At 70.5% G+C, this 26,380-nt stretch carries 22 protein-coding genes; 16 read left to right on the top strand and 6 right to left on the bottom strand.

Annotated features, from left to right (window positions below):
- Positions 1 to 99: 99 nt before the first annotated feature.
- From BW982_RS06280 to BW982_RS06270, 3 genes are read right to left on the bottom strand one after another with little or no spacing between them, the layout of a single operon-like run.
- Entirely contained in the window at positions 100 to 1,251 is a 1,152-nt protein-coding gene (locus tag BW982_RS06280; RefSeq protein ID WP_076491147.1) for a polysaccharide pyruvyl transferase family protein, read from the bottom strand.
- Positions 1,248 to 4,574 carry a hypothetical protein gene (locus BW982_RS06275; RefSeq protein ID WP_076491146.1) on the bottom strand — a complete coding sequence of 1,109 codons (3,327 nt, stop codon included), beginning with the start codon at positions 4,572 to 4,574 and terminating at the stop codon, positions 1,248 to 1,250. Before BW982_RS06275 ends, BW982_RS06280 begins: the two co-directional genes overlap by 4 nt.
- Entirely contained in the window at positions 4,555 to 7,137 is a 2,583-nt protein-coding gene (locus BW982_RS06270) for an ATP-binding protein (protein WP_076491145.1), read from the bottom strand. Before BW982_RS06270 ends, BW982_RS06275 begins: the two co-directional genes overlap by 20 nt.
- Positions 7,138 to 7,297: 160 nt before the next feature.
- Between BW982_RS06270 and BW982_RS06265 the strand changes: the two genes are divergently transcribed.
- From BW982_RS06265 to sucD, 11 genes are all read left to right on the top strand, one after another.
- Positions 7,298 to 8,515: a glycosyltransferase gene (locus BW982_RS06265; RefSeq protein ID WP_139327327.1), complete on the top strand. Its 1,218-nt coding sequence runs from the start codon at positions 7,298 to 7,300 to the stop codon at positions 8,513 to 8,515.
- Entirely contained in the window at positions 8,512 to 9,804 is a 1,293-nt protein-coding gene (locus BW982_RS06260) for an oligosaccharide flippase family protein (RefSeq protein WP_076491144.1), read from the top strand. Before BW982_RS06265 ends, BW982_RS06260 begins: the two co-directional genes overlap by 4 nt.
- On the top strand, positions 9,801 to 10,637 hold the full coding sequence (locus tag BW982_RS06255; protein WP_083696528.1) for a dolichyl-phosphate beta-glucosyltransferase: 837 nt from the start codon (positions 9,801 to 9,803) through the stop codon (positions 10,635 to 10,637). The genes BW982_RS06260 and BW982_RS06255 overlap by 4 nt, the downstream gene beginning before the upstream one ends.
- Positions 10,634 to 10,957: an STAS domain-containing protein gene (locus BW982_RS06250; protein ID WP_076491143.1), complete on the top strand. Its 324-nt coding sequence runs from the start codon at positions 10,634 to 10,636 to the stop codon at positions 10,955 to 10,957. Before BW982_RS06255 ends, BW982_RS06250 begins: the two co-directional genes overlap by 4 nt.
- Positions 10,954 to 12,324, top strand: coding sequence for a PP2C family protein-serine/threonine phosphatase (locus BW982_RS06245; protein WP_139327326.1), 1,371 nt, complete (start codon positions 10,954 to 10,956; stop codon positions 12,322 to 12,324). The genes BW982_RS06250 and BW982_RS06245 overlap by 4 nt, the downstream gene beginning before the upstream one ends.
- Complete coding sequence (locus BW982_RS06240; RefSeq protein ID WP_076491141.1) at positions 12,321 to 12,746, top strand: ATP-binding protein; 426 nt, start codon at positions 12,321 to 12,323, stop codon at positions 12,744 to 12,746. Before BW982_RS06245 ends, BW982_RS06240 begins: the two co-directional genes overlap by 4 nt.
- 31 nt (positions 12,747 to 12,777) lie before the next feature.
- Positions 12,778 to 13,098: an STAS domain-containing protein gene (locus tag BW982_RS06235; RefSeq protein ID WP_175611041.1), complete on the top strand. Its 321-nt coding sequence runs from the start codon at positions 12,778 to 12,780 to the stop codon at positions 13,096 to 13,098.
- The gene (locus tag BW982_RS06230) at positions 13,095 to 13,460 is read left to right on the top strand and encodes a response regulator (protein WP_076491139.1); all 366 of its coding nucleotides are present in this window, start codon (positions 13,095 to 13,097) and stop codon (positions 13,458 to 13,460) included. The genes BW982_RS06235 and BW982_RS06230 overlap by 4 nt, the downstream gene beginning before the upstream one ends.
- Positions 13,457 to 14,455 carry an endonuclease/exonuclease/phosphatase family protein gene (locus BW982_RS06225; RefSeq protein WP_076491138.1) on the top strand — a complete coding sequence of 333 codons (999 nt, stop codon included), beginning with the start codon at positions 13,457 to 13,459 and terminating at the stop codon, positions 14,453 to 14,455. The genes BW982_RS06230 and BW982_RS06225 overlap by 4 nt, the downstream gene beginning before the upstream one ends.
- A gap of 85 nt (positions 14,456 to 14,540) precedes the next feature.
- Positions 14,541 to 15,704: an ADP-forming succinate--CoA ligase subunit beta gene (gene sucC / locus BW982_RS06220; protein WP_076491137.1), complete on the top strand. Its 1,164-nt coding sequence runs from the start codon at positions 14,541 to 14,543 to the stop codon at positions 15,702 to 15,704.
- A gap of 17 nt (positions 15,705 to 15,721) precedes the next feature.
- On the top strand, positions 15,722 to 16,624 hold the full coding sequence (gene sucD / locus BW982_RS06215; protein ID WP_076491136.1) for a succinate--CoA ligase subunit alpha: 903 nt from the start codon (positions 15,722 to 15,724) through the stop codon (positions 16,622 to 16,624).
- Positions 16,625 to 16,929: 305 nt separating this feature from the next.
- On the opposite strand, the gene BW982_RS06210 is transcribed toward sucD, so the two are convergent.
- Entirely contained in the window at positions 16,930 to 18,381 is a 1,452-nt protein-coding gene (locus BW982_RS06210; protein ID WP_083696527.1) for an NCS2 family permease, read from the bottom strand.
- Positions 18,382 to 18,446: 65 nt separating this feature from the next.
- Here BW982_RS06210 and BW982_RS06205 point away from each other — a divergent pair, with 65 nt between their 5' ends.
- The 4 genes from BW982_RS06205 to purH all read left to right on the top strand — a co-directional run bounded on the left by BW982_RS06205 (position 18,447) and on the right by purH (position 22,780).
- Positions 18,447 to 18,884: a nitroreductase family deazaflavin-dependent oxidoreductase gene (locus BW982_RS06205; RefSeq protein WP_076491135.1), complete on the top strand. Its 438-nt coding sequence runs from the start codon at positions 18,447 to 18,449 to the stop codon at positions 18,882 to 18,884.
- A 135-nt stretch (positions 18,885 to 19,019) separates the two neighbouring features.
- Positions 19,020 to 20,516, top strand: a complete 1,497-nt coding sequence (locus BW982_RS06200; protein ID WP_076491134.1) for a cell division protein PerM — start codon at positions 19,020 to 19,022, stop codon at positions 20,514 to 20,516.
- A gap of 4 nt (positions 20,517 to 20,520) precedes the next feature.
- On the top strand, positions 20,521 to 21,114 hold the full coding sequence (purN, locus tag BW982_RS06195) for a phosphoribosylglycinamide formyltransferase (protein ID WP_076491133.1): 594 nt from the start codon (positions 20,521 to 20,523) through the stop codon (positions 21,112 to 21,114).
- Between the two features lie 55 nt (positions 21,115 to 21,169).
- Positions 21,170 to 22,780, top strand: a complete 1,611-nt coding sequence (gene purH / locus BW982_RS06190; RefSeq protein WP_076491132.1) for a bifunctional phosphoribosylaminoimidazolecarboxamide formyltransferase/IMP cyclohydrolase — start codon at positions 21,170 to 21,172, stop codon at positions 22,778 to 22,780.
- 316 nt (positions 22,781 to 23,096) lie between these two features.
- Here the strand turns inward: purH and BW982_RS06185 are convergent, their stop codons facing one another.
- Together BW982_RS06185 and BW982_RS06180 are read right to left on the bottom strand one after the other, a co-directional pair.
- The gene (locus BW982_RS06185) at positions 23,097 to 23,612 is read right to left on the bottom strand and encodes a DUF1697 domain-containing protein (protein WP_076491131.1); all 516 of its coding nucleotides are present in this window, start codon (positions 23,610 to 23,612) and stop codon (positions 23,097 to 23,099) included.
- Between the two features lie 64 nt (positions 23,613 to 23,676).
- Positions 23,677 to 25,107, bottom strand: a complete 1,431-nt coding sequence (locus BW982_RS06180; protein WP_076491130.1) for a dihydrolipoyl dehydrogenase family protein — start codon at positions 25,105 to 25,107, stop codon at positions 23,677 to 23,679.
- Between the two features lie 219 nt (positions 25,108 to 25,326).
- Here BW982_RS06180 and BW982_RS06175 point away from each other — a divergent pair, with 219 nt between their 5' ends.
- The gene (locus BW982_RS06175) at positions 25,327 to 26,352 is read left to right on the top strand and encodes a LacI family DNA-binding transcriptional regulator (protein ID WP_076491129.1); all 1,026 of its coding nucleotides are present in this window, start codon (positions 25,327 to 25,329) and stop codon (positions 26,350 to 26,352) included.
- The last annotated feature ends 28 nt before the right edge of the window (positions 26,353 to 26,380 follow it).

The raw sequence follows: 26,380 nt of genomic DNA, 5'->3' as shown, positions 1-26,380 counted from the left end.
GCCCCGAACGTAACTCCGTGGCGCGATCGACCCGTGCGACCCGCGTCGAAAGTCCGCTCGGCAGCCTGTGTGCGCCGGATCAGTGCCGACGCGGCGGCGTCACGCGCTCTCCGCCCACCCCTGCGCCCGCGCGAAGCTGTCGCGGGCCGCGGTGCGCAGCTCGGCGCTCCGCGCCGCGACCGCCGCCCCCAGGGCATCCCGCCGCTCGATCAGGTCGACGAGACCGTCGGCCAGCGCGGACGCGTCGAACGGCTGGTTGATGTCGATCGTCCACTCGGTGAGCCCGAGGGTCGTGGCGAGCTCCCGCACCTTCACGTCGTACGCGAGTACGAACGACGGTACGCCCAGGATGGAGGCCATCACGATGGCGTGCAGCCGCTCGCTCACGAGCACGTCGCAGTCGCGGATCAGGCGCGCGGCCTCCCGGTGCGTCCGTGGCTCGTGGCGCACGAACGGCACCGTCGGAAGGCGACCGGCGAGGTCGTCGAGCACCTCGACGTCGTCGTGGTCCTTGAATCCGATCTGCATCGGCAGCGAGTGGACTTCGAGCGGATGCCGGGAATGGACGCTCTCCAGGGCCGCGGCGAGCCGGTCCAGGAACGGCTCCCACGCCTCGGGGTTCTCGATGTCGAAGTTGAGGTTCAGCGCGACCCGAAGCGGACCGTCGGACCGGGGAGCGGGGGTGTCGTCGGCGGGCCGGAGCAGGAACTCCTCGTCGGTGGAGAACACGGCATCCGGGACGAGTGTCGCATCGATCCCGATCTCGCGGCAGGTGTCGTACGACTTCTGATCCCGCACGGCGACGAGGTCGACCTGCGAGAGGATCCTGCGCGCCAGCCACAGCCCCGTCTTGGTGCGCAGCGGGCCGACGCCGATGTTCAGCATCGCCACCGGCTTGCGGGCGATGCGCCGGGCGAAGGTCACCACGCCGAGGATCATCGCGAGCGTCGAGTAGGGGTTCCGGCCCGTCGACGCGTACAGCTCTTTGATGATCGAGCCTCCGCCGAAGACGAGGAGATCGGCACCGCGCAGCGCGCGGAGCAGCTGCAGCCGGTCCGCTCCCGTGTCGATGACGCGGACGTCGAAGCGCGGGCGGAGCTGTGCGCGCGTGAAGTCCGGGTCATAGCTGTTGACGAGGTACCGGTGCTGCGGTCCGAGCTGCGTGAGGAACGTCTCGAGCAGCAGCTCGTCGCCGATGTTGTACTGCCCGTGGGTGCCGAGGAAGACGATGCGGCGGGCGGGTGCGGTCATGATCGAGGCTCCTGGGGTGGCGGGTCGGTCGGATCGTCGAGGTCGTCGGTGTCGCGATCCTCGTCCTCGTCGTCCTCGGGATGCAAGCGTGCGCGCCACCGCACGAGCACGAGGCTGCCGGCGATGAGGAGGAGCGTGAGTCCCACGCCGACCCAGCTCGAGCCGACGACCCCGCCGGCGGGCGGTTCGAGGTCGGTGACGTCGGCGGCAGCGAGGTTCAGCAGTTCGTCCTGCGTGAGGTTCGCATGCTCGGGGTTGGCCGCCGGGTCGACGTAGCCGTCCTTGCCCCCGGCGCTCTCGGTGCGCTCCGAGCAGTCCAGGGCGTTCGGGTCGGTGATCTTCTGGACGTTCGCGGGGAGGGCGAGCGATCGGTACGTCTCTTCGGGCACGAGCATGAGGCCCTCGAACAGCATCGGGTTCGTGTCGGTCTTGTCGATCGCGAACGTGTGCTTCCCGGCAGGGGCATCCACCACTCCGAGGTCCTGGAAGCTGAACCCCGAGTTGACCGGAACGAGCTTGTCGGGGATCTGCTGCTCGAGATCGGCCACCGACATCCCGGACGTGTCGGCAGCCACGCGTCCGGGCTTGTAGACGTCGTCGACGGGGAAGAGTTTCACGTTCTCCGGGGGCGACCGCAGCTCGAACGACTGGTCGTACGACAGCGACGGCGACGAGATGTGCAGGGTGTTCGCCGTGTTCGCCGTGCGCATGAGCACGTGGTACTTCCCGGGTTCCTTCACCGTCACGGGCACGCTGATCTCGGTCGCACGAGGGAGCCCGATGAACGAGCCGCGGAGCGTCCCGAACACGCCGGGCGTGATCATGCCGGTGCGGTTCCACTTCGTGTTCGAGAACAGCAGGAACGACCGGAACATCGGCGACAGGTAGTAGTTGGATGCCACGACGTCGGGGTTGAACGCGAACATCCGCGTATCGGGGCCCGCGATGGCGTCGGGATGGTCGAGCAGCCACAGGTCGAGGGCGGAGGTGGCGTCGTCGTCGGTGAGCAGGTGGATCGGCGCGCCCGGAGGCAGGGCGGTCGGGTCGTAGTACGGGGTGTACTCGAACGTGTAGCAGCGGCTGAGGTTCCGTCTGTTGAAGACGAGGTTGAGGTAGGTCTGCCAGCTGGAATCGACCAGGATCGTCTCGCGGTTCGCCCGGGGTTGATCGGTGATCTCGTAGAGCGCGTAGCTGTCGTTCTCGAACCGGAGTTCGACGTCGCCTTTCAGCCTCTGCAGACCCGGTTCGACGTAGCTCTCGACATTCGGGAGGTACTCGGCGCCGACGCCGTTGTTGGAGTGGATCTTGCGGTTGACGACGATGTATTTGATCTGGATGTCGCGGGCGACGTTGATCCACCAGTCCTGCTGGTAGTACAGCCCGCGCAGGATCAGGAAGAAGTCGAATTTGTTCTTCACGTCCCCGGTCAGGCCGTAGTAATAGCTCGGTTTGTCGAGGTAGTAGATGAAGAACTTGTCGATGAATTTGTGGTCGACCCCGTTGGCATCCTGAACGAGCTTCGCGGTCTCGGTGGGCGGGAGCACGACCGTCTTCCCCTCGGGGAGGGTGTTCAGCGTCTGCTTGAGCTCCTGCAGGTCGTGCAACGGGAATGGAGCGAGGAAGCCCGCCATGTTCCCCGACCCGAACACCGAACGGTAGGGGTCGTTCGACCAGAACGGTGTGAAGAACACCGCGCCGATGCACGCCGTCGCCAGGAGCGCGACGAGGAGTTCGCTGCGGGCGCGGACGCGCGCCGGATTCCGAGGCTTCGTCGGTTTCGGGATCGGGGCCGTCTTCGCTCGGGGCGCGCGACGTCGGCTCGGCGCGAGCCACCGACCGCTCACGACGTCGATGAACAGCGCGAGCGTCAGCGACATCACCAACGGCGCGAGCATGAACAGGATCAGCTGGAACCGGTGCGGGAAGCGCAGGATCTGCACGACGGTGCCGGCGGCCGTCACCACGAGATTGCCGATCGCGGAATGGCTGTCGTTGGCGGTGATCGCGAGGGCAGCAAGGGTGCGATGGAAGGTGGGGAACCACAGCGGCTCGCCGTAGCCGATCGTCGCCCACATGGCGAACACGATCGTGACGATGAGCACGCCGAGCAGCTGACGGTGATGGCGCGTGCGGAACAGTCTCCGGCGGACCCAGGGAACCGCGAGCGGGACGAACAGCAGCAGCGTGTACACCGCGTCCGGGTAGCGCGGCACCTTCGCGAGATAGTCGCCGAACAGGATCTTGTCGGTGATCCCCGCGAGGTCCCACGAGAGCTCGTGGAGCCAGGAGACCGAGGCATCCTGGATGAAATAGAAGTCGCCCGGCACCGTGTCCGAGAGGTTCGAGACACCCGCGAGGGCGACGTACTTCACGAACAGTGCATAGGGGATCAGAGTGATCACGGCGTAGATCACGAGGGCCCAGAAGATGCGCCCGGTCGTCGTGAGTGACCAGCGGCCGAACCACGCCCGCAGGCGTCTCCACCGTCCTTCCTGGAGAACCAGGGTGCGGACGCGGCCGGGCAGCTGACGCAGACGGCGCGGGCCGCCCGTACGGATCCACTTCCCGATCTCGCCTACGAGGAGCGTGACGACCGTCAGCGCGAAGAAGAGCGTGAACAGCACCAGGTAGTGGATCGCGGGGTTGAACAGCGTCGCGACGGCGGCGATCACCATCCAGCGCTTCCACTTGCGTCCGGCGAACAGGAGCGCGTAGAGCATCCACAACGACGAGATCGTCATCAGGACGAGCCCGAGGACGAGCGTGTAGAAGTGGGTGATCTTGGCGTAGACCATGATCAGGTAGATCAGCGAGACGGGGAAGAACGTCGCGAGGTAGATCGCCTGCGACGACAGCGACGTGAACACCTTGTCCATGAACTTCGCGACCGTCAGGTACGCCGACCAGAACAGGGCCGGGATGACGATGAGGATCGCGAACGGCAGGACGGCGTAGTACCGCAGCCAGGTCGTGAGGAAGGCGTAACGGACGCGGAACTCGTAGCCGTTGACCAGCTCGTTGAACTGACCCGCGGCCTGATCGAGCAACTGACTGTGCCAGTTGAAGAAGGGTACGAGCTCGTCGCCGGCGATCACCGCGTCGCCGCGGAGGACCGACGGGATCGCGAACAGCACGTCGCGGAAGATCACCAGTGATCCGACGAAGTACACCGCCCCGACGACCAGTGCGATCGTCCGGGTCGAGAGGCTGCGCGCGCGCTGCGGGCGGGCATCCTCCTCCGCGTGCGCGGGAGCGTCGGCAGGTGGTGGAGCCTCCGTCTCGGCGTCAGCGGACGCGTCGCGCTCAGCCCGACGAAAGAGCACGGAGCTCCCTCTCGGCGTCGTCGACGACGATCGCCGCGGCATCGCGGACGGCGGCGACCCGACGCGGGTCGAGCGCCTGTTCGTCGGAGCCGCGTTCGATGCGCGCGCACGCCTCCGCGAGGAGGGCCGCACCCAGCGCGAGGCTCGCGCCGCGCAGGCGGTGGGCGAGCGCGCGCGCGTCCTCGGCCGCTCCGCGGCGGACGGCGTCCGCGATCGCCGAGACGTCGTCGCCGCTGCGCAGCACGAAAGTGCGCAGGACATCGGCCTTCACCTCGGGACCCAGGTCGTTGAGCAGGGTGAAGCGGTGGGGGCTCATCGCGGTGGGCCCGGCATCGTCCGGTGGGGCATGAAGTTCGGCGGTCTCGAAGGCGCGGCGCAGGTCCTTCATGGTGAACGGCTTCGTGACGTAGCCGTCCATCCCGGCGCGGAGGCAGTCCTCGCGGTCCTGCTCGGTCGCCCCCGCGGTGAGCGCGATGATGTACGGCTGCGCGACTGTGTCGCCCGCGGCGCGGATCCGACGCGTCGCCTCGAGCCCGTCCGTCACGGGCATGTGGACGTCCATGAGCACGATGTCGTACGCGTCGCGGCCGACCGCGACGACGGCTTCCTCGCCGTTGGAGACCACTGTCGCCCGGTGCCCGAGGCGACCGAGGATCTGCGACGACAAGAGCTGCAGCGTGGGGTTGTCCTCTGCGACCAGGACGTTGAGCGGTTCGTGCGCCGAGAGATCGACGGATGCGGTGGGCTCGGTCGGCGCGGGCACGACACCCTCACGCAGAGCCGTCGGCGCAGCCGCCGGGGTCGGCACCGCCGAAGCGGGGTGGCGGCCCACGCGCACCACCGCGCGCGGGGACTCCGCCGGCGGGGCGGTGGCCTCGAGCGCGATATCGAACGTGAACGTGCTGCCCCGTCCGACGTCGCTGTTCACGCGGATGCGACCGCCCATCATGCGCACGAGTGCGTCGCAGATCGACAGACCGAGTCCGGTCCCGCCGTGCGTGCGCGTCGTGGAGTCGTCGGCCTGGGTGAAGGGCTCGAAGATGCGCTGCAGGGCGTCGGCGGGGATGCCGATTCCGGTGTCCGCGACCTCGAATCGCACGGCATCCGGCCCGGCGCCGCGGCGCACGCTCACCCGCACCTCGCCCTGGGCGGTGAACTTCACGGCGTTGCCGAGGAGGTTCACGAGCACCTGCCGCAGGCGCGTGGCGTCGCCCATCACGTGCGTGGGCACGTCGGGGGCGTAGTCCGCGACGACGATCAGCCCCTTGCTCTCGGCGGCGAAGGACAGCACGGTCACGGTCGAGGTCACCAGGCGTCGCAGATCGAACGGCGCGCGCACCAGGTCGATGGCGCCGGCTTCGATCTTCGAGAAGTCCAGGATGTCGGTCACGACGTCCAGCAGCAGCGAACCGCTTGCGGACGCACGGTCGGCGTAGTCGCGCTGCACCGGGTCGAGGTCGGTGCCCGCGAGGAGCTCGTTCATCCCGAGGATGGCGTTCAGGGGCGTGCGCATCTCGTGGCTCATGGTGGCCAGGAACGTGCTCTTCGCCGAGGTCGCCGCCAGCGCGGCATCCCGAGCCCGCTCGAGACTGACGCTCAACTCGCGCTCGCGCTGACGAAGACGCTCCGCTTCGATGACCGAGACCAGCAGCCGCGCGATTCCGCTGGCCAGAGTCGCGAAGGCCAGGAATTCGATCGCGCCGCCGCCGGTGTCGAGCTCGTTGAACACCAGGATGACGAGAGCCCCGGTCGAGAAGATCGCGGGGACGTAGACGACCACGCGCAGCCCGTTGCTCGGCGCCGTTCGACTCGCCGGAGCGCACCACGCGACCAGGGCGAGCAGGAGCGCGGCCGCGGGCCACAGGGCGTCCACGGGGGAGGGGGTCCGCGTCTGGCCGAGCGCGAGGGCCGGCCCCACGGCGAGGCTCCCCAGGAACAGCAGGAGCGCAGCACCGAGGTTCAGCCACCACGCCGCCGACGGGCGTCGGTTCAGTCCCGAGAGCAGCGCGACGAGCACGCTGACGTAGAGGAGGGACGGGATCAGGTACGCCAGGCTCAGCAGCGTCGCTTGCTCGCCCACGCCGACCAGGGAGGTGAGGAAGAACACGACGCACAGCAGGCCCAGGGTGCTGATGAGCGCGTCCAGCAACATCGAGAGCGACAGGCGGGCGAACCGGTCTCGGACGAGGACTCCGAGGCATCCGATGAGCCCGAGGAAGAACACCAGGTTGATCGCCGGCGCCAGCCAGCGAAGGGTGCTCGCCGAGATCGGTGCGAGTGACTGGACGGCGTCTCCGGCGACGAGGATCCCGAGCGCCGCCGCCATGACCGTCCACGCGGCGCGCTCCCGCGGTATGCGGACCACGCGGACGACCACGAGCGCGCAGGCCGTCGCTTCGACGAGGAGCCGCGCGCCGACGAACCACACGAGCGCAGGTCCCTGCTCGGGCAGGATCCACAGCGACACGCCGTAGGCGACGACCACGGCGAGGGCGACGCCGAACGCCGACCAGAGCCCCGCACCCTGTCCCCGTTCGACACCCAGGGGGTTCTGTCGCGTCATCCCGCACTCCGACCGCGCGCCGACTCCCGAGCGGTCGCGATGGGTCAACGGTGCAGGAGCGCTCCCAAGATGTCAACCGAAACGCGGGTTCAGGTGAAGCGAAGGGTGACAACAGGGGCAGCGTTCCGAGTACTGTCGTGCTCACACGTGGAGGGCAGCCATGGTGGGGCAGCAGTCGGCAGGGTCGAAGATCTCTCCCGCGCGCCTGCGCATCGGCGTCGTCACCGCGTTCCCCCCGGGCCGTAACAGCCTCAACGAATACGGCTATCACCTCGTGCGGCACCTCAGTCGACTGGAAGAGGTGAGCGACGTCGTCGTCTACGCCGACGAGACGGATGCCGGTGCCCCGACGCCGATCGACGGGGTGACGTTCGTCCCGAGCTGGACGTTCAACGACCCGCGGACGGTGGTCCGGGTCGCGCGGGCCGTCGCCCGCACCCGGCCCGACGCGGTCATCCTGAATCTGCAGTTCGCGACCTTCGGAGACCGACGGGTCCCCGGCGCGCTCGGCCTCCTGCTCCCGGCGGTGCTGCGCGCGCGGCGCGTGCCCACCCTGGTGGTCCTGCACAACCTCGCCGACAACGTCGACATGCGGGACGCCGGATTCGCCCGCTCCGCGCTCACCGCGCGGCTCATGACGCTCGCCGGCCGCCTGCTCACGCGGGCGCTCCTCCGCGCCGACATCGTCGCGCTGACGATCCCCCGCTACGTCGAGTTCCTCCGCGAAAGCTACGGCGCCACGAACGCGCTCCTCGCGCCCCACGGCAGCTTCGAGGAGATCGCCAAGCCGTCGTTCGGCATCCCTCCCGGTCGACGCACGATCATGGCCTTCGGAAAATGGGGCACGTACAAGACGGTCGACCTGCTCGTGGACGCCTACCGTCTCCTGCTCGACCGCGGCTACGACGATCTGCGGCTCGTCCTGGCCGGCACCGACAGCCCCAACTCGGCCGGGTACATGGCCGCCGCCGCCGCCCGGTACGCCGACGTCCCGAACATCGAGATGCCCGGGTACATCGCCGAGGAGGACGTCGCCCCGCTGTTCGGCTCCGCCGCGGTGGTCGCCTTCCCGTACACCTCGACGACCGGCAGCTCCGGAGTGCTCCACCAGGCCGGCGAGTACGGTCGTGCCGCCGTCCTCCCGCGCATCGGCGACCTCGTCGACGTGATCGAGGAGGAGGGGTTCGAGGGGGTCTACTTCGAGCCCGGGAACGTCGGGAGTCTCGCCGACGCGCTCGCCGCGGTGCTCGACGACCCCGAGAGGCGGGAGATGCTCGGGCGCCGGAACTACGCCGCGGCGAGCGGCGTTCCCATGTCGGAGGTCGTGCAGTGGCACATCGCGCACATCGACCGCCTCCGTGCCCGGAGGCCGGTGTGACCGAGGAGCGGCGCGCGGACACCGCGCCGACCGGGGGACGCCGGCTCGTCGCGGGCGGGTCGATGCTCGCGGGCGCGATGCTGGTGGCCAACGCCGGCAACTACGCGCTCAATCTCTTCCTCGGCCGCGTGCTGACCCCGGCCGAGTTCTCCGACGCCAACCTCATGGTGACGCTGCTGTTCACCCTGACCTCCGTCGCCCTGTGCCTGCAGATGGTCGCCGCCCGGTTCGTCGCCCGTGCGGACGCATCGGGATTCCCCGGCGATTCGGACGCGCTGGTGCGGCGGCTGCGGCGCCTCGCCCTGTGGTCCGGTGTCGTCGCCGCCGTCGCGCTCGCCGCCGGTTCCCCGCTCTGGTCGGATCTGTTCCGGACGGCCTCCCCGTGGCCGTTCGTCGTCCTGGCCGCGGGAGTGCCGTTCTGGCTCGTGCAGGCCGTCGGCCGCGGCACGCTGCAGGCGCGGCTCGCGTTCCCGGCCCTCGCGCTGTCGTTCGTGATCGAGATGATCACGCGCGTCGGACTCGGGGTCCTGCTGGTCTGGGCCGGCTTCGGCGTCATCGGGGCGACGGTCGCGCTGAGCGTGTCGTTCGTCGTGACCTGTGCCGTCGTGAGCGTGGTCGCCCGGGCGCGCGGCGGCGCGGTCAGCGGAACCATCGACCCGCGCGAGGTGCGCGCCTACGCCGGGATGGTCTCGATCCTCCTGGTCGGCCAGATCATCGCCAACAACAGCGACATCCTCGTCTCGAAGGCCGTCTTCGCCCCCGCGGATGCGGGTGTGTACGCGGCGGTCGCCCTGGTCGGCCGGGCGGTGTTCTTCCTGGCCTGGTCGGTGGCGACCGTCGTCTTCCCCGTGGCGGTGCGTCGCCACGCCGCGGGGCAGGACGCGTCGAACGTGCTGCGCAACGGCATCCTCATCGTCTCGGCCATCGGTCTGGTCTGCGCCGTCGGCGGATTCCTGTGGGGCGGCCCCGTCCTCGGTATCGTGCTGGGTCCCGCGTATGCGGATCTGTCCATTCCGATCGCGGCATACGCGCTGGCCACGACGCTCTTCGCCATCGGCAACCTCGTCGCCAGCTACCACCTCTCGCGCTCGCGCACGCGGCAGTCGTGGATCCTCGTCGGCGCGGCCCTGCTGCAGGTGGTCCTGCTGCTGGTGTGGCACCGGGACATGGCATCCCTCATCGCCGCCCAGGGCGTGGCGATGACTGTGCTGCTGGTGGCGCTTGCGGTGAACGCGCTCGTGTCGTCGTCGGCGACGCGACGGGCGGCGACGACGGGAGTCACCCCATGAGCGAACCGATGTCGGCGTACCGCGCGTACAAGGCGTGGGTCACCGAGCCCCTGACCGAGGAGCCGGCGGTCACCGTCGTCATCCCGGCGTACAACGAGGAGTGGCGCATCCTCCCGACGATCGGCGCGATCGCCACGCACATGAGCGCCCGCGGCGAACCCTGGGAGCTGATCGTCTCGGACGACGGATCGACGGATGCCACGGCCTCCCTGGTCCGCGACCTGCGCTTCGCCAACCTGCGGCTGTTGACCGCGCCGCGCAACGCCGGGAAGGGCGATGCCGTCCGTCGCGGCATGCTCGCCGCCCGCGGACGTCTCGTGCTGTTCGCCGACGCCGACCAGTCCACCCCGATCGAGCAGTTCGACCGGCTCGCCGAACGCCTCACCGAGGGGTTCGACGTCGTCGTCGGGTCGCGGGCCGTCACCGGCGCGGCGGTGAGCAACAAGAGTCTGGGACGCCGCATCCTCAGCGGAGGTCTGCACGTCCTCGTGTCGCGCGTGTTCGGCATCGACGTCGCCGACACGCAGTGCGGATTCAAGCTCTTCACCGCGCAGGCCGCGCGGGAGCTCTTCTCGACGCAGGTCGTCGACGGGTTCTCGTTCGATCTCGAGGTCCTCTACCTCGCGCACAAGCTCGGCTACCGTGTGGCGGAGGAGCCGGTGGACTGGTACGACGCCCCCGGATCGACCGTGGATGCCATGAAGGTGACGTTGCAGTTCCTGCGGGACCTCGTCCGCATCCGATTGCTGGATCTGCGCGGTGCGTACCGCGAGCAGCGGCGCCGCCCGACACCGCTCACCCCCTCGGAAGTCGACGGAAGGACCCCGCGATGATCGTCAGGACCGAGATCGAACCCTCGCGCCGCACGGTGTACCTGGCGGGGCGTTTCGACGCCCACGAAGCGCCCGGATTCCGCACCGCCGTGCACCCGCTGGTCACCTCCGAGCACCCCGTCATCCTGATGGACCTGTCGCAGGTGGCGTTCCTCGACTCCACGGCGCTCGCCGAGCTCGTGCGCCTGCAGAAGCAGGCCCGTGCGTTCGGGGGAGAGGTCGTGCTCGTGGACCCCGCCGACGCCGTCCGCGTGATCCTGGAGATCACGGACCTCGCCGAGCTGTTCACGATCCGGTCGGCGGCGGACGGTCCGTCATGAGGACCGATGAGACGGGTGCCCGCGCCGTCGTGGGCTCCCCCGGCTCACTGGAGGCAGCGCTCGATCTGCTCGTGGCGGCGGCAGCCCGGGGCCCTGGGGTGGAGGACACCGACCGCGTGGCCCTCGCGGAGCGGGTCGTGCGCGATGCGGTCGCGGAGCTCCAGGCCACGCAATCGGCGCTCACCGAAGCGCTCATCGCGAGCCAGGACCGGCAGCTGGCCGTCGAGGCGCTCGCGCGGATCAACCTGCGGGGTACGGCGAGCGACGACACGCTCTCGCTGCTGCTGGACCGAGCGCTGTCGATCACCGACTCGCGGCAGGTCCTGCTGTTCGAGGGGCACGAAGTCGTCCTCGTCCGCGGCGACGGCGGCGACCTCGACGCGCACGTGCGTCTGGTCCACGCGGCGCTCGAGGCGGCGCCGGACGACGCCGTGCGTGCCGTCGCGTCCGACACCGCGGTGATCGGCGTGCTCGATCCCGAGGGTGAGACGGAGCAGCACATCGCCTTCTTCCGGTCGGGCGATCGTCCGTTCTCCACCGCGGATGTCCCTCTCATCGAGGCGATCGTCTCGGCGATCGGCATCATGCTCGCGTTCCGGGAACTGCATCGCCACGAGTTCGAACGCGCCGCCGTCGAGCGCGAGCACCAGCTGGCATCCGTCCTCGCCCAGTCGGTCATCTCGACCGAACCGCCCCCCTCGACGGGTGTCGACGTCTTCGCCCATACGGTCCCCGCGGCCCTCACCGGCGGCGACTTCTATGTCTTCGGGCGCTCGACCGGGGCGATCTGGTTCGCGGTCGGCGACGTGGCCGGGAAGGGGTTGCCGGCCGCGATGCTCATGACGCGGGCCGTCGCGGCCTGCCGGATCGCTTTCCTCACTCGACCCGACGACTCCGTGGTGGACGTGTTCCAGCGCATCGAGGACGAGCTGTTCGACCATCTCGACGACGTCGGGGTCTTCATCACCCTGGCGGTGGGCGTGATCCGCGAGGACACCGGCGAGGTCTCGCTCGTGAACGCCGGGCACTCCCCGGTGGTGTTCAGCGGCGCGGAGGTCGAGGCCGTGAAGGCATCGGTCCCTCCGCTCGGGGTGATCCGCGGCCGCGTCCCCCGGGTGTGGACCACCGTGCTGGGCCCCGACGACACGCTCGTCATCGGCTCCGACGGTCTGGCCGAGCAGACGGATCCCGACGGCGAGCAGTACGGCTACGACCGCTTCACCGACCTGTGCCGTTCGGCCCGCGGGCGCAGTTCGACCGAGCTCGGCCGGATCGTGTTCGGCGCGGTCGACGGCTTCGCGCGCGGTGCCGCCCCGTCCGACGACGCCACCCTGATGGTCATCCGTCGCGGAAGGACCCCCGCGTGACCGTGCGATCCTCCCTCGAGATCGAACCCACTGCGCTGGCGGCGCGCGAGATCGGCGGGTGGCTCGCGGCATCCCTCGGACACCTCGAGGCGAAGACCGCGGCCGCGGTGCTGCCTCGCGCCGAACTCGCGGTCCACGAGGCCTGCATGAACGTCATCGACCACGGTGCTCTCCCCGCCGACTCGACCATCGGCCTCGCTCTGGAACTCGGCCCGACCTCGCTCACGGTGCGCCTCACCGATCACGGAGCGCCGTTCGACCCGTCGACCGCGGCAGCGCTACCGGCCGAGCCGCTCCGCGAGCGCGGGTACGGTCTCACGATCATCCGCTCGCTCGTCACCGAGGTCTCGTATCGGCGGGTCGGAGCGGTCAACGAACTGGAACTGCGCATGGAGATCGGGGGCGACGATGCACAGCACTGAGTCGACGGGCGGGAGCGCCCTGAGGATCGACGTGGTCTACGTGGACGAGACGTACGCGCTGCTGGCGCTCTCCGGGCGCCTCGACGCCGTGGAGGCGCCGAGGGCACGCCAGGTGTTCGACTCGGCCCCGGTGGCCGGAGCGTCCCGACTGACGATCGATCTGACCGACGTCGCCTTCGTCGACAGCGCCGGCCTCGCCGTCCTCGCGCGGGCCCGCCGCGACCGGGGCCTGACCGGAGGGTCGGTCACGCTCATCCGCCCCCGATCCGACGACGCGATGCGGGTGTTCCGGCTGACCCAGTTCGACCAGATCTTCGTGATGCGCGACTCCGCCGAGGAGGAGGACCGGTGAGCGACGCCCTCATCGTCGACGACGATCCCGTCACCCGCCTCGTGCTCACCCACATGCTCCGGGCCCAGGGATGGACGACGGATGCCGCCGCCGACGTGCCCGAGGCGGCTGCGCGGCTGCGTGAGCGCACGTACGACCTCGTCATCTCGGACTTCCAGCTGCCCTCGGGCACGGGCACCGAGTTGCTCGACGTGCTCGGGGAAGAGGCATCCACCCGGTTCGTCCTCCTCACCGGCATCATCGAGTACTCGGGAATCCCGGTCGAAGCGTCGCAGCGCCTGTCGGCGCGACTGACCAAGCCGGTCAGCTCCGAAGCGCTGCGGGAGGTCCTCGGCCGCATCTTCGCCGAGGGTTCGGGGTGACCTCGGTCTCCGCGCGGGTCGGCTGGATGGTGGCGGCTGCGCTCCTGGCCGCCGTCGGCGCCCGCGTTCGTCCCGTGCGGCGGCTCCCGCTCGCGATCGGGGTGCGCGGGGTCGAACGGCGGCTCCTGATCGCCGCCTACCCGGTCCTCCTCGTCGCGGCCCTCGCTCGGCGACGGGCCCTCGCGATGGTCGCGGGTGCCCTCGTGGCGCTGCAGGTGTCCGACCTTGCCGGCGGCCGCGGTGGCCGGAGACCCCATCCGGTCGCGGACGGTTCCCTGCGTATTCGGCTCGTCACGGCCAACCTGCTCTGCAGCAACCCGGACATCTCGCGGCTCGCGGATGAGATCGCCGACGAAGATGCCGACGTCGTCCTGGTGCAGGAGGTCACCCCTGAGGTGCTCGCCGTGTTGCGGCGGTCGCGCCTGTGGTCCGCCTACCCGCACCGACGGGTCGCGCCGCGACCGGAGTATCACGGCGCGGCGACGTTCTCACGACTCCCGATGGTCTTCGACGCGGTGCTCGACGTGGCCGGGTCGCCGATGCTCCGCACCGATCTCGCGACCCCGCACGGTCGGGTACGAATGGTCAACGTGCACACCGTGGCACCCCTCACCGCCGGGCAGGTGCGGAGGTGGGAACGGCAGATGGAGTGGCTCGGCGCGTTCGTCGACGCCGACGCGAGCCCCGTGATCCTCGCCGGCGACTTCAACGCCACGGGCGACCACGCTCCCTTGCGAGGTCTGGTACGGGGGCGGCTGCGCGACGCGTTCGACGCGGTCGGGCGCGGGTCCGGCGCGACATGGCCGATCGGCAGCCGTCTGCTGCCCCCGCTGCTCCGGCTCGATCATGTCCTCACGAGCGACGACATCGAGGTCGATTCGCTGCGGGCCGTCCCCGGCGTCGGCAGCGACCATGCGCGGCTCGTCGTGGAGCTCGGCATCCCGGATTCCCTCCGTCCGGAGGTACGCGCGTCCGGCTCGTTCAGCCCGGTCTAGTAGGGTTGTCGCTTGGCAAAGATCTCTTGATATCGAGAGATCTCACGCCTCCTCCCACCACCGATCGCCCAGCGAAGGATCATCCGTGGATCTCTACGAGTACCAGGCACGAGACCTGTTCGAAAAGTACGAGGTGCCGGTGCTCGCCGGCATCATCGCCGACACCCCTGAGGAGGCGAAGGCGGCCGCGGAGAAGCTCGGCGGTGTCGTCGTCGTCAAGGCTCAGGTCAAGACCGGAGGCCGCGGCAAGGCCGGCGGCGTGAAGGTCGCCAAGAACCCCGACGAGGCCTTCGAGGCGGCGCAGGCCATTCTCGGTCTCGACATCAAGGGCCACGTCGTCAAGCGCGTCATGGTCGCCGCGGGCGCCCGCATCGCCAAGGAGTTCTACTTCTCGGTGCTGCTCGACCGCGCCAACCGCTCCTACCTGTCGCTGTCCAGCGTCGAGGGCGGCATGGAGATCGAAGAGCTCGCCGTCGAGCGTCCCGAGGCGCTCGCGCGCGTCGAGGTCGACCCGCTCGAGGGCATCTCGCCCGAGAAGGCGCTCGAGATCGCCAAGGCCGCGAAGTTCGACGACGAGCTGGCCCCCAAGGTCGCCGACGTCTTCGTCAAGCTCTTCAACGTCTACAAGGGCGAGGACGCCACGCTCGTCGAGGTGAACCCCCTCATCCAGTCCGAGGACGGCGACATCATCGCCCTCGACGGCAAGGTCTCGCTCGACGAGAACGCCGGCTTCCGTCACCCCGAGCACGAAGAGCTCGAAGACAAGGATGCCGCCGACCCCCTCGAGGCCAAGGCCAAGCAGCACGACCTCAACTACGTCAAGCTCGACGGCCAGGTCGGAATCATCGGCAACGGCGCGGGTCTGGTCATGTCGACCCTCGACGTCGTCGCGTACGCCGGTGAGAACCACGGCGGCGTGAAGCCCGCCAACTTCCTCGACATCGGCGGCGGCGCCTCGGCCACGGTCATGGCCGCGGGCCTCGACGTCATCCTCGGCGACGAGCAGGTCAAGAGCGTGTTCGTCAATGTCTTCGGTGGCATCACCTCGTGCGTCGCCGTCGCGGAGGGCATCGTGAAGGCGCTCGAGATCCTCGGTGACGCCGCGACCAAGCCGCTCGTCGTCCGTCTCGACGGCAACCAGGTCGAAGAGGGTCGCGCGATCCTCGCCGCCGCCAACCACCCGCTCGTCACCCTCGCCGCCGGTATGGACGAGGGCGCCGACAAGGCCGCCGAGCTGGCCAACGCGTAAGGGATAGGGACAGAGAAATGTCGATCTACCTCAACAAGGACTCCAAGGTCATCGTCCAGGGCATCACCGGCGGCGAGGGCACCAAGCACACCGCCCTCATGCTCAAGGCCGGCACCCAGGTCGTCGGCGGTGTGAACGCCCGCAAGGCCGGCACGACCGTCACCCACAAGGACGCCGCCGGCAACGACGTCGAGCTTCCCGTCTTCGCGTCGGTCGAAGAGGCCATCCGCGAGACCGGCGCCGACGTGTCGATCGCGTTCGTGCCCCCGGCCTTCACGAAGGACGCGATGGTCGAGGCCATCGACGCCGAGATCCCGCTGCTCGTCGTGATCACCGAGGGTGTGCCCGTCGGCGACACCGCCGAGGCGTGGGCGTACGCGAAGTCGAAGGGCGAGAAGACCCGCATCATCGGTCCGAACTGCCCCGGCATCATCACCCCCGGCGAGGCGCTCGTGGGCATCACGCCCGCGAACATCACCGGCAAGGGCCCGATCGGCCTCGTGTCGAAGTCGGGCACCCTGACCTACCAGATGATGTTCGAGCTGCGCGACCTGGGCTTCTCGACCGCCATCGGCATCGGCGGCGACCCGATCATCGGCACCACCCACATCGACGCGCTCGCCGCGTTCGAGGCCGACCCCGAGACCAAGGCGATCGTGATGATCGGCGAGATCGGCGGCGACGCCGAAGAGCGCGCGGCCGCGTTCATCGCCGCCAACGTCACCAAGCCGGTCGTCGGGTACGTCGCGGGCTTCACGGCCCCCGAGGGCAAGACCATGGGCCACGCCGGTGCCATCGTCTCCGGCTCCGCCGGTACCGCCCAGGCGAAGAAGGAGGCCCTCGAGGCCGCCGGCGTGAAGGTCGGCAAGACGCCGTCCGAGACGGCCGCCCTGATGCGCGAGATCATCGAGAGCCTGTAAGCGCTTCTCTTTCGGGGCCCGGATGCCATGGCATCCGGGCCCTTTCGCGTTCCCGGGCGGCGGCGTGGTTCAGTGTCCAGGACACGCGGACGGCATGGCGCTGCGTCCGCGTGTCTTGGACACCGAATCCGGGTTCTGGCAGCGGCGCGGGCCGGGGTTCCGGCGTCGAGTGTCCAGGACACGCCGTATCGGGGGCGGCGCATGCGGCGTGTTTTGGACGTTCGAACCAGAGAACCGGCCGCACCCGGACACGCGAACGGGCCCGGATGCCGTGGCATCCGGGCCCCCTTATCGCGGGTACAGGGTCAGCCGAGCAGCGACTCGACGGGGCCGCGGGCGAAGAAGACGACGAAGCCGGCGGCGACGATCCACAGCAGCGGGCTCACGCGGCGGGCGCGGCCCGACAGTGCCTGGATGACGACCCAGCTGACGAAGCCCGCGCCGATGCCGTTGGCGATCGAGTACGTCAGGGGCATCACCGTCACGGTGAGGAACACTGGGATGAGCACCGACAGGTCACCGAGGTCGACGTGGCGGATCTGTCCCATCATGAGCGCGCCCACGATCACCAGCGCCGCGGCGGCGATCTCGGTGGGGACGATGCTCGTGAGCGGCGTGAAGAACATCGCGAGCAGGAACAGCGCTCCGGTCACGACGTTGGCGAGACCCGTGCGCGCGCCCTCGCCGATGCCCGAACCCGACTCGATGAACACCGTGTTCGACGACGACGAGGTGGCGCCACCGGCGACGGCGCCGATGCCCTCGATGATCAGGGCCGAGCGCAGGCGGGGGAACGTCCCGTCGGGAGCGGCGAGCCCGGCCTCGCGGGAGAGGCCCGTCATCGTGCCCATGGCGTCGAAGAAGTTCGTGAACACCAGCGTGAAGACGAGCATGAGCGCCGCGAGCACGCCGATGCGCCCGAACGAGCCGAAGAGGTCGACCTGGCCGACCAGCGACAGGTCGGGGAGGCCGACCCACTGCGTCGGCACGGTCGGGACGCTCAGGCCCCACCCGCCGGGGTTCTCGGCCGAACGCGGACCGAGCTGGGCGATCGCCTCGACGATCACCGCGATCACGGTGCCGCTGAGCAGGCCGATCAGGAGGGCCGCCTTGACCTTGCGCACCATCAGCACGGCCGTGATGAGCAGCGTGAGCACGAACAGGGCGGTGGGGATCGTGGCGATCGAGCCCTGCACGCCGAGGCCGACCGGCGGCGACGACAGACCCGTCGCGGTGACCAGGCCGCTGTCGACGAAGCCGATGAAAGCGATGAACAGGCCGATGCCGACCGTGATCGCGGTCTTCAGCGCGAGGGGGACGGCCTCGAAGATCATGCGGCGCAGCCCCGTGACCGCGAGCAGCACGATGATGAGGCCGTTGATGACCACGAGGCCCATCGCCTCCGGCCACGTGACCCCGCCGACGATGCCCACCGCGAGGAACGAGTTGATGCCGAGACCGGCGGCGAACGCGAAGGGCAGCCGGGTGACGAGACCGAAGAGCATGGTCATGACACCGGCGGTCAGCGCGGTCACCGCGGCGACCTGCGGGAAGCCGAGGGCGTTGCCGGCGACATCGGGCGTGCCCGACAGGATGATCGGGTTCAGGATGACGATGTAGGCCATCGTCACGAAGGTGACCACGCCGCCGCGCACCTCGGCGCCGACCGAGGAACCCCGGGCGGTGATCTCGAAGAACCGGTCGAGCGCGTTCTTCGGGGCGGGGGCGGCGGTGGTCTCGGGAGCGGGCGTGCTCATGGGGGCTCCAGGAAAGAAGAGGGACGCGATGCCGGGGTGGGGGGAGCGGGCCTATCGTGGGGGACATGCCACTCTCAGGAGAGTATCTGCCCAGCACCAGCGAATGGGCCCGTACGCAGGCCGAGACCTTCGAGGCCACCGGGGGCCAGGAGGCTGCGGAACTGCGGGGGGTTCCCATCATCGTCCTCACCACCGTCGGAGCAAAAACGGGCGGCCTGCGCAAGACCGCCCTCATGCGCGTCGAACACGACGGTCGCTACCTCGTCGTGGCATCCAAGGGTGGTGCGCCCGAGCATCCGGCGTGGTTCCACAACATCGTGAAGAACCCGACGGTGGAACTGCAGGACGGCGACGTCACGCGCGAGTACCACGCGCACCAGGCCGAGGGTGCCGAGCGCGACGAATGGTGGGCCCGCGCCGTGGCGGTGTGGCCCGACTACGACGAGTACCAGAAGAAGACCGAGCGCCGCATCGAGGTCTTCGTGCTGGAGCCGGTCGCCTGACTGCTCGCGTGAGGGGTCGTCGTCTGTCGCTACGCGGAGCTCGACGCGACAGAGGATGACCCCTCACGCGCGGATGGGAGACGCCGCCGCGCCTGAGGAGCCGTGCGAGGAACCGCGGGTAGGGTCGGTCTGCTCATGCATCGTCTCCTCGTCGCTCTCCTCGCCGCCCTCGACGCGCTCCTGGCCGCCGCGGTCGGCATCGCCGTCGTGCTCGCGCCGCTGGCGCTGATGTGGGTCGTCGCCCTCGGCGACGCCGACTGGTCGGCGCTGTGGCCGTCCGCCGCGGCCGTGTGGCACCTCGGCCACTTCGTGCCGATCACGGTGACCCTTCCCGACGCCTACCTCGCCGCCACGGGCGTCGACCCGTCGCTCGCGACGTTCACCCTGTCGCTGGCGCCCCTGGCGTTCGCGGCGTTCACGGGCCTGTTCGCCGCGCGCTCCGGCATCCGGGGGGCGGAGTCCGGAGCGGCGCTGACCGGCTGGCTCTCCGGGACGGTGGTGTTCGCGGGCCTCGCAGCTCTGATCGCCCTCACGTCCGGGGCCCCGCTGGTGTCGTTCGAAACGTGGCAGGCGATCCTCTTCCCGTCGCTGATCTTCGCGGTCCCGTCGCTCCTCGGTGCCGTCGTGGGCGCGTGGCGCATCGGCGACGAAGGTCCGATCGACCGCGTTCGGGCCGGGATCGAGCGGATGCCGAGTGACTGGGCGCCCGTGCCCACGCTCGTGCTGCGCGGTGCGGCGTTGACCACGCTGGGTCTCGTCGCGGTGGGAGGGGTCGTCGTGGCCGCCGGTCTCGTCGCGCGCGGCACGCAGATCATCACCCTCTTCCAGGCGAGCAACGTCGACGGGATCGGGGCCACGGTCCTCGCGCTCGGACAGCTCGTGTACCTGCCGACCCTGGTGGCGTGGGCGGTGGCGTTCGCCGCCGGCCCCGGGTTCGCCCTGGGCGCCGACACCGCCGTGACCCCCGCGGCCACGCAGGTCGGCGCGGTTCCCGGCATCCCCATCCTCGGGATCATCCCCGAGTCGACGACGCCGTGGCTGCTGCTCCTGGCCCTGCTGCCGATCGCGGTCGGCGCGCTGACGGGGTGGATCCTGCGTTCCGCGATGCCCGAACGCGCCGATCACGAACCGGTCGCCCCGCGGCTCGTCGTGGCGGTGGCGGTGGCCGCCGTCACCGGGGGAGTAGGTGCGGTGATCGCGATCTTCTCGAGCGGCGCCATCGGGCCGGGACGTCTCGCAGAGACAGGGCCGCAGCCGGGCCCCCTCGCGCTCGCGCTCGGACTGGAAGTGCTCGTCGGCCTCGCGATCCTGCTCCTCGCGCCGCGGACTCCGCTTCCGCATCGATCGCCGCGCGACCTCCACCCCGTCGACCGTGAACCCGAAGCCGTGCAGGCGTTCCGCGATCGTCCCTCCGAAGCGCTGCTCCCGGCCGCGGTGTCGGCGCCGTGGACGCCCGAGCCCGAGTCCGGGCCCGGCGGCAGCGAGAACCGCACGGCGCCCGTGGACTCCGACGCCGATGTCCAGGCGCGGATCCGAGATGCGTGGGCGCGGGTGGAGCCGATGCCCGCCGAATGGCGCACCGAGGGCGGAACCGACGCGACCGATGGTCGCGGCGCGCGCCCCGTAGACTGACCCCGTGCTCACGGTCGCCGTCCTCATCTCCGGCACCGGCTCCAACCTCCGTGCCCTGCTCGAGGCGGCTGCCGCCCCCGACTTCCCGGCGCGTGTGATCGCGGTCGGTGCCGATCGCGAAGCCGACGGCTTCGCCCACGCCGAGCACTTCGGCATCCCGACCTTCCTCGTCCCGTTCGACGCGTTCGACTCGCGCGAGGAATGGGGCGCCGAACTCGGTGCGCAGCTGCGCGTATGGCAGCCCGACCTCGTCGTCCTCAGCGGCCTCATGCGCCTGCTGCCGGCCGACCTCGTCGCCGAGTGGGAGCCGCGCATCATCAACACGCACCCCGCGTACCTGCCCGAGTTCCCCGGCGCGCACGGTGTCCGCGACGCGCTCGCCGCCGGCGTCACCCAGACCGGTGCGAGCGTCATCGTCGTCGACTCGGGAGTCGACACCGGCCCGATCCTCGCGCAGGAACGCATCCCCGTGCTCCCCGGCGACGACGAAGCGGCGCTCCACGAGCGCATCAAGCCCGTCGAGCGGCGTCTGCTCATCGACGTCGTCCGCCGGATCGCCGAGGGCGACCTCGACCTCGCGGCGCCCCGCACCCCCTGATCCCCCGCGGGTGGACGCCCGCTTCCGCATCCCACGAGACACAGGAGCCGCAGCCATGGCCGGACCCCGCCACGACCCCGCCGACTACCGTCCCCGTGACGTCGTCCCGATCCGCCGCGCGCTGGTGTCGGTGAGCGACAAGACCGGTCTGCTCGAACTCGGCGAGGCGCTCGCAGCGGCGGGCGTCGAGATCGTCTCGACCGGCGGTTCGGCGACCCTGCTGCGCGACGCCGGCTACGACGTCACCGACGTCTCGGCCATCACCGGCTTTCCCGAGTCGCTCGACGGGCGCGTGAAGACGCTGCACCCGAACGTGCACGCGGGCCTCCTCGCCGATCTGCGCCTCGCCAGCCACGAGACGCAGCTCGACGACCTCGGCATCCTGCCCTTCGAACTCGTGGTCGTGAACCTCTACCCGTTCGTCGAGACCGTGGCATCCGGAGCCGAGGGCGACGACGTCGTGGAGCAGATCGACATCGGCGGTCCCGCGATGGTCCGCGCGTCGGCGAAGAACCACGCCAACGTCGCCATCGTCGTCTCGCCCGAGTCGTATCCGGCGATCATCGAGGCGCTGCGCTCGCAGGGCGGCACGAACCTCGTGCAGCGTCGCGAGCTCGCCGCCCGCGCCTTCTCGCACACCGCCGCCTACGACACGGCGGTCTCGACGTGGTTCGCCGAGGGCACGCTCGGCGACGACATCGACCTGCCCGCGCACCTGACGATCCAGGCCGAGCGTCTGTCGACCCTGCGATACGGCGAGAACTCGCACCAGCGCGCGGCGATCTACACGCGTGTCGGCGGCCACGGCATCGCGCAGGCGACGCAGCTGCAGGGCAAGGAGATGTCGTACAACAACTACGTCGACGCCGACGCGGCCCTCCGCGCCGCGTTCGACATGGTCAAGCCCGCCGTCGCGATCATCAAGCACGCCAACCCGTGCGGCATCGCCGTCGCGGCGCCGAACGCGCTCGATCCGATCGCCTCGGCCCACCTGCGCGCACACGAGTGCGACCCCGTCTCGGCGTTCGGCGGCGTCATCGCCGCCAACCGGACGGTCACGCTGAAGATGGCGGAGAACCTCCGCGACATCTTCACCGAGGTCATCATCGCGCCCGACTTCGAGCCCGAGGCCCTCGAGGTGTTCAAGCTCAAGAAGAACCTGCGCGTGCTCCAGCTCCCCGCCGACTGGCGCCAGGAGCCGATGGATGTGCGCCTCGTCTCCGGCGGCCTGCTGCTGCAGGACGCCGACCGCTTCCCGGACGACATCGAGTCGGTCGCGAAGGACTGGGAGCTCGTCTCGGGCGAGCGTCCCGCCGACGAGGACATGACGAACCTCATCTTCGCCTGGAAGGCGTGCCGCGCCGTGAAGTCCAACGCGATCGTGCTCGCACAGGGCTCGGCCACGGTCGGCATCGGCATGGGCCAGGTCAACCGCGTCGACTCCTGCCGCCTGGCCGTAGAGCGCGCGGGTGACCGCGCGGCCGGCTCGATCGCGGCATCCGACGCCTTCTTCCCGTTCGCCGACGGCCCGCAGGTGCTCATCGACGCGGGCATCTCGGCGATCATCCAGCCCGGCGGTTCGGTGCGGGATGCCGAGGTCGTCGACGCCGCGCGCGCGGCCGGCGTGACGATGTTCTTCACGGGCGAGCGCCACTTCTTCCACTGAGCTCCGGCTCACCACCGCCCCCGCGACTTCGGTCGCGGGGGCGGCTGCGTTTTCCGGGGCCGTGTTGCCGTTTCCGCGGCGGGGCGGGGCGGCGGTGGCGGGCTGTGTTGGGGCGGTTCCTCGCGATAAACGCCATTCGCGCCGAGAAACGCGCCACCGTCGCGTTTCTCGTCGTGGATCGCGTTTATCGCTGCTGAGGGCGGGCAGCCGCAACCGCGCGGTGAGTCGGCGTGCGGGGAGTCGGCGCACGGCGAGCTGGCGCGCGGCGGCAGCGACCGCCGCGGCGGCGCGGGTGCGTCGCTGGCGCCGCGACGCGTCAGGCGCTCAGCGCGATGAGCTTCGCGATCGTGTTGGCGTTGCGCGCCGTGCCGGTCACACCGAGGCGTTTCTCGAACCATCCGGCCTGGAGCTTCGACCCGCCGATTCCCTCGGGGTACCGAACGAACACCTCCCGGCCGTCGAGCACCGCGTCTTCCGGGATGCCAGCGGGCACCTCCAGCGCGACGGTGGGCGCGGCGTCGAGGAAGACCGTCTGCACCCACCGTCCCTCGGCGGCGTCGGCGAACGGGTTGCGGGCGTGCGCCTCACGGAGTTCGCTGTGGGAGCGCACGATCACCGGAAGGTCGTGGCCGAACGCCGTGCGCACGGCATCCCGGATCGTTTCGGCGATCTCATCGGGGGAGCGGCCGCCGTCGTCCAGCACGACGTTGCCCGCCACCTGGAGCGTCACGACGTCACCGAGACCCGCGGATGCCAGCACCTCGCGGAGCTCCGGCATCTTCAGGGCCGTGGGGCCGCCGACACCACGGATGAGCGCGACGGTCTTCGGCATACCGTGCCCCTTCTTATCGCGTGGCTCGCCCAGAAATGTTGCTGTACCGGCGCTGCCGGGCGACTCACGCGGAGTCGCGACCGAGCGTCTCGAGCAGACGCAGCCAGACCTCGCTGACCGTGGGGTACGACGGGACCGCGTGCCACAGCCGCTTCACCGGTACCTCGCCGACGATCGCGATCGTCGCGGAGTGCAGCAGCTCGGCGATGTCGGGGCCGACGAACGTCGCACCGACGAGGACGCCGCGGTCGAGGTCGACGATCGCGCGGGCCTTGCCGACGTAGGCGTCGGACTGCTCGCTCGACCCGGCGACGTGGGCCAGGTCGTAATCGAGCACCTTGACGTTCAGGCCGCGCTTCTCGGCGGCGGCGGCGGCGGTGAGGCCGACGGACGCCACCTCGGGGTCGGTGAACGTGACCTGCGGAACGGCGTCGTGGTCGGCGGTCGCGACGTGGGCTCCCCAGGGTCGGTCGTCGACCTCGCCGCCCCGGGCGCGCGCCGCGATGACGTCGCCCGCGGCGCGGGCCTGGTACTTGCCCTGGTGGGTGAGGAGCGCGCGGTGGTTCACGTCGCCGACGGCGTAGAGCCAGTCGAAGCCGCGCACGAGGAGCGTGTCGTCGACGTCGAGCCACGAGCCCTCCTCGACGCCGATGGTCTCGAGGCCCAGGTCGGTGGTGCGCGGCACACGGCCGGTGGCCACGAGCAGCTCGTCGGCGGTCACCGTGGTGCCGTCGGACAGCTCGAGCACGCGGCGCCCGGCGTCGTCGCGGCGGGCGGCCATGGCATCCACGCCCGTCTTCACCGTGACGCCGCGCGCGCGCAGGGAGTCGGCGACGAGTTCGCCGACGAACGGCTCGGTGCCGCCCAGCAGACCCGAGCGCGCGATGATCGTGACCTCGGCGCCGAGGCTCGCGAACGCGGTCGCCATCTCGGCTCCGACGACGCCGACGCCGAGGATCGCGAGCGACCCCGGGATGCTCTGCACCGCAGTCGCTTCGCGGCTCGTCCACGGCTCGATGTCGGCCAGGCCCGGGATGCCGGGAAGCAGCGCCGCAGAACCCGTGCACACCGCGACCGCGTGGCGGGCGACGAGGTCGGTGACCGTGCCGTCGTCGGCGGTGACACGCACGGTCTTCTCGCCCGTGAGGCGGCCGTGGCCGCGGACGAGTTCGATGCCGGCGCCCTCGAGCCAGGAGACCTGGCCGGCGTCGTTCCAGTTGCTGGTCATGGAGTCGCGGCGGCGGAGGACCGCGGCGACGTCGAGGTCGCCCGTCACGGCCTGCTTCGCGCCGTCGACGTCGCGCGCGGCGCGGAGGGCCGCACCGCTGCGCAGCAGCGCCTTCGACGGCATGCACGCCCAGTAGGAGCACTCGCCGCCGACGAGCTCGGACTCGACGATGACGGCCGTGAGTCCGGCCTGCACCGCCCGGTCGGCGACGTTCTCACCGACGGGGCCGGCGCCGATGACGATCAGGTCGAATTCGCGTTCGCTCATGCCCCCACGCTATCGAGGGGCGCCGACACGGGGGAGGGGTTGCGGGGCTTCTCCGGCACTGGTGCACGGATCGGTGTCTGTGGGTGGCCCCAGGGCCACTTACGGCGCCCCGGGGCCACCAAGCCGCGCATCACGCGGGGTTGACGCCTCGACTGAACCGGTTTAGGCTCGACACACTGAACCGGTTTAGGCCGGGTGGATGCCACGACGAGGTGCAGCATGACGAACGAGACGCGACCCACGATCGCCGATGTCGCGCGGCGCGCCGGGGTCAGCAAAGGCCTCGTGTCGTTCGCGCTGAACGGCCGCGCCGGCGTCGCCCCCGACACCCGCGACCGCATCCTGTCGGTGGCCGCCGAGATGGGCTGGAGCCCGAGCCTGCGCGCCCGTTCGCTCAGTGTCGGCCGCGCGTTCGCGTGCGGCCTCGTCATCGGCCGCAGCCCCGACGTCATCGCCGCCGACCCCTTCTTCCCGTCGTTCATCGCGGGCGTCGAGGACGAGTTCTCCGTCTCGGGTCAGGTCCTCGTGCTCGCGGCCGCCACCCCCGGCCGCCACGAGGAGGAGACCTACCGCGGACTCGCGGCCGACCGCCGCGTCGACGGCGTGATCCTCTCCGACCTCCGCGCCGACGACCCGCGCATCGACCTCGTCGCGAGCCTCGGCATCGCCGCCGTGACGCTGGGCGTCCCCGACGTCGACAGCCCCTTCACCTCCGTCTCGGTCGACGACGGCGCCGGCATCCGCCTCGCGGTCGACCACCTCGCCGACCTCGGTCACACCGACATCGCCCACGTCGCGGGACCCTTCGCGATGCTGCACGGACGCCACCGCGCAGCGGCGTTCGAAGACGCGGCGCGGGCGCGTGGCATCCGGGCCCGTGTGATCGAGACGGACTTCAGCGCCGCCGACGGGGCGCGGGCCACCACGGCGCTGCTCGACGCCGAGGTCCCGCCGACGGCGATCGTCTACTCGAACGACAACATGGCCGTCGCGGGGCTCGGCACGGCGCAGCGCCGCGGCCTGTCGGTGCCCCGCGACCTCTCGATCACCGGGTTCGACGACACCGAACTCGGCCGGCACCTGTTCCCCGCCCTGACGAGCGTCTCCACCGACGCGCGCGGCTGGGGGGCGGTCGCGGCGCGCGCACTTCTGCAGGCGATCGCGGGAGCGGAGCCCGAGGCGCTCGCGCTCGCCGATCCCGCCCTGTGCGTGCGCGATTCCACCGCCGCACCCGCACGACGCTGACACCCCGCGGGCCCCCGCCCGCCCCACA

Origin of the sequence: Microbacterium sp. RURRCA19A, assembly GCF_900156455.1 — a bacterium.
In the GTDB taxonomy this organism is placed as follows: Bacteria; Actinomycetota; Actinomycetes; order Actinomycetales; family Microbacteriaceae; genus Microbacterium.
This window is presented reverse-complemented; position numbering and strand designations above follow the sequence as displayed.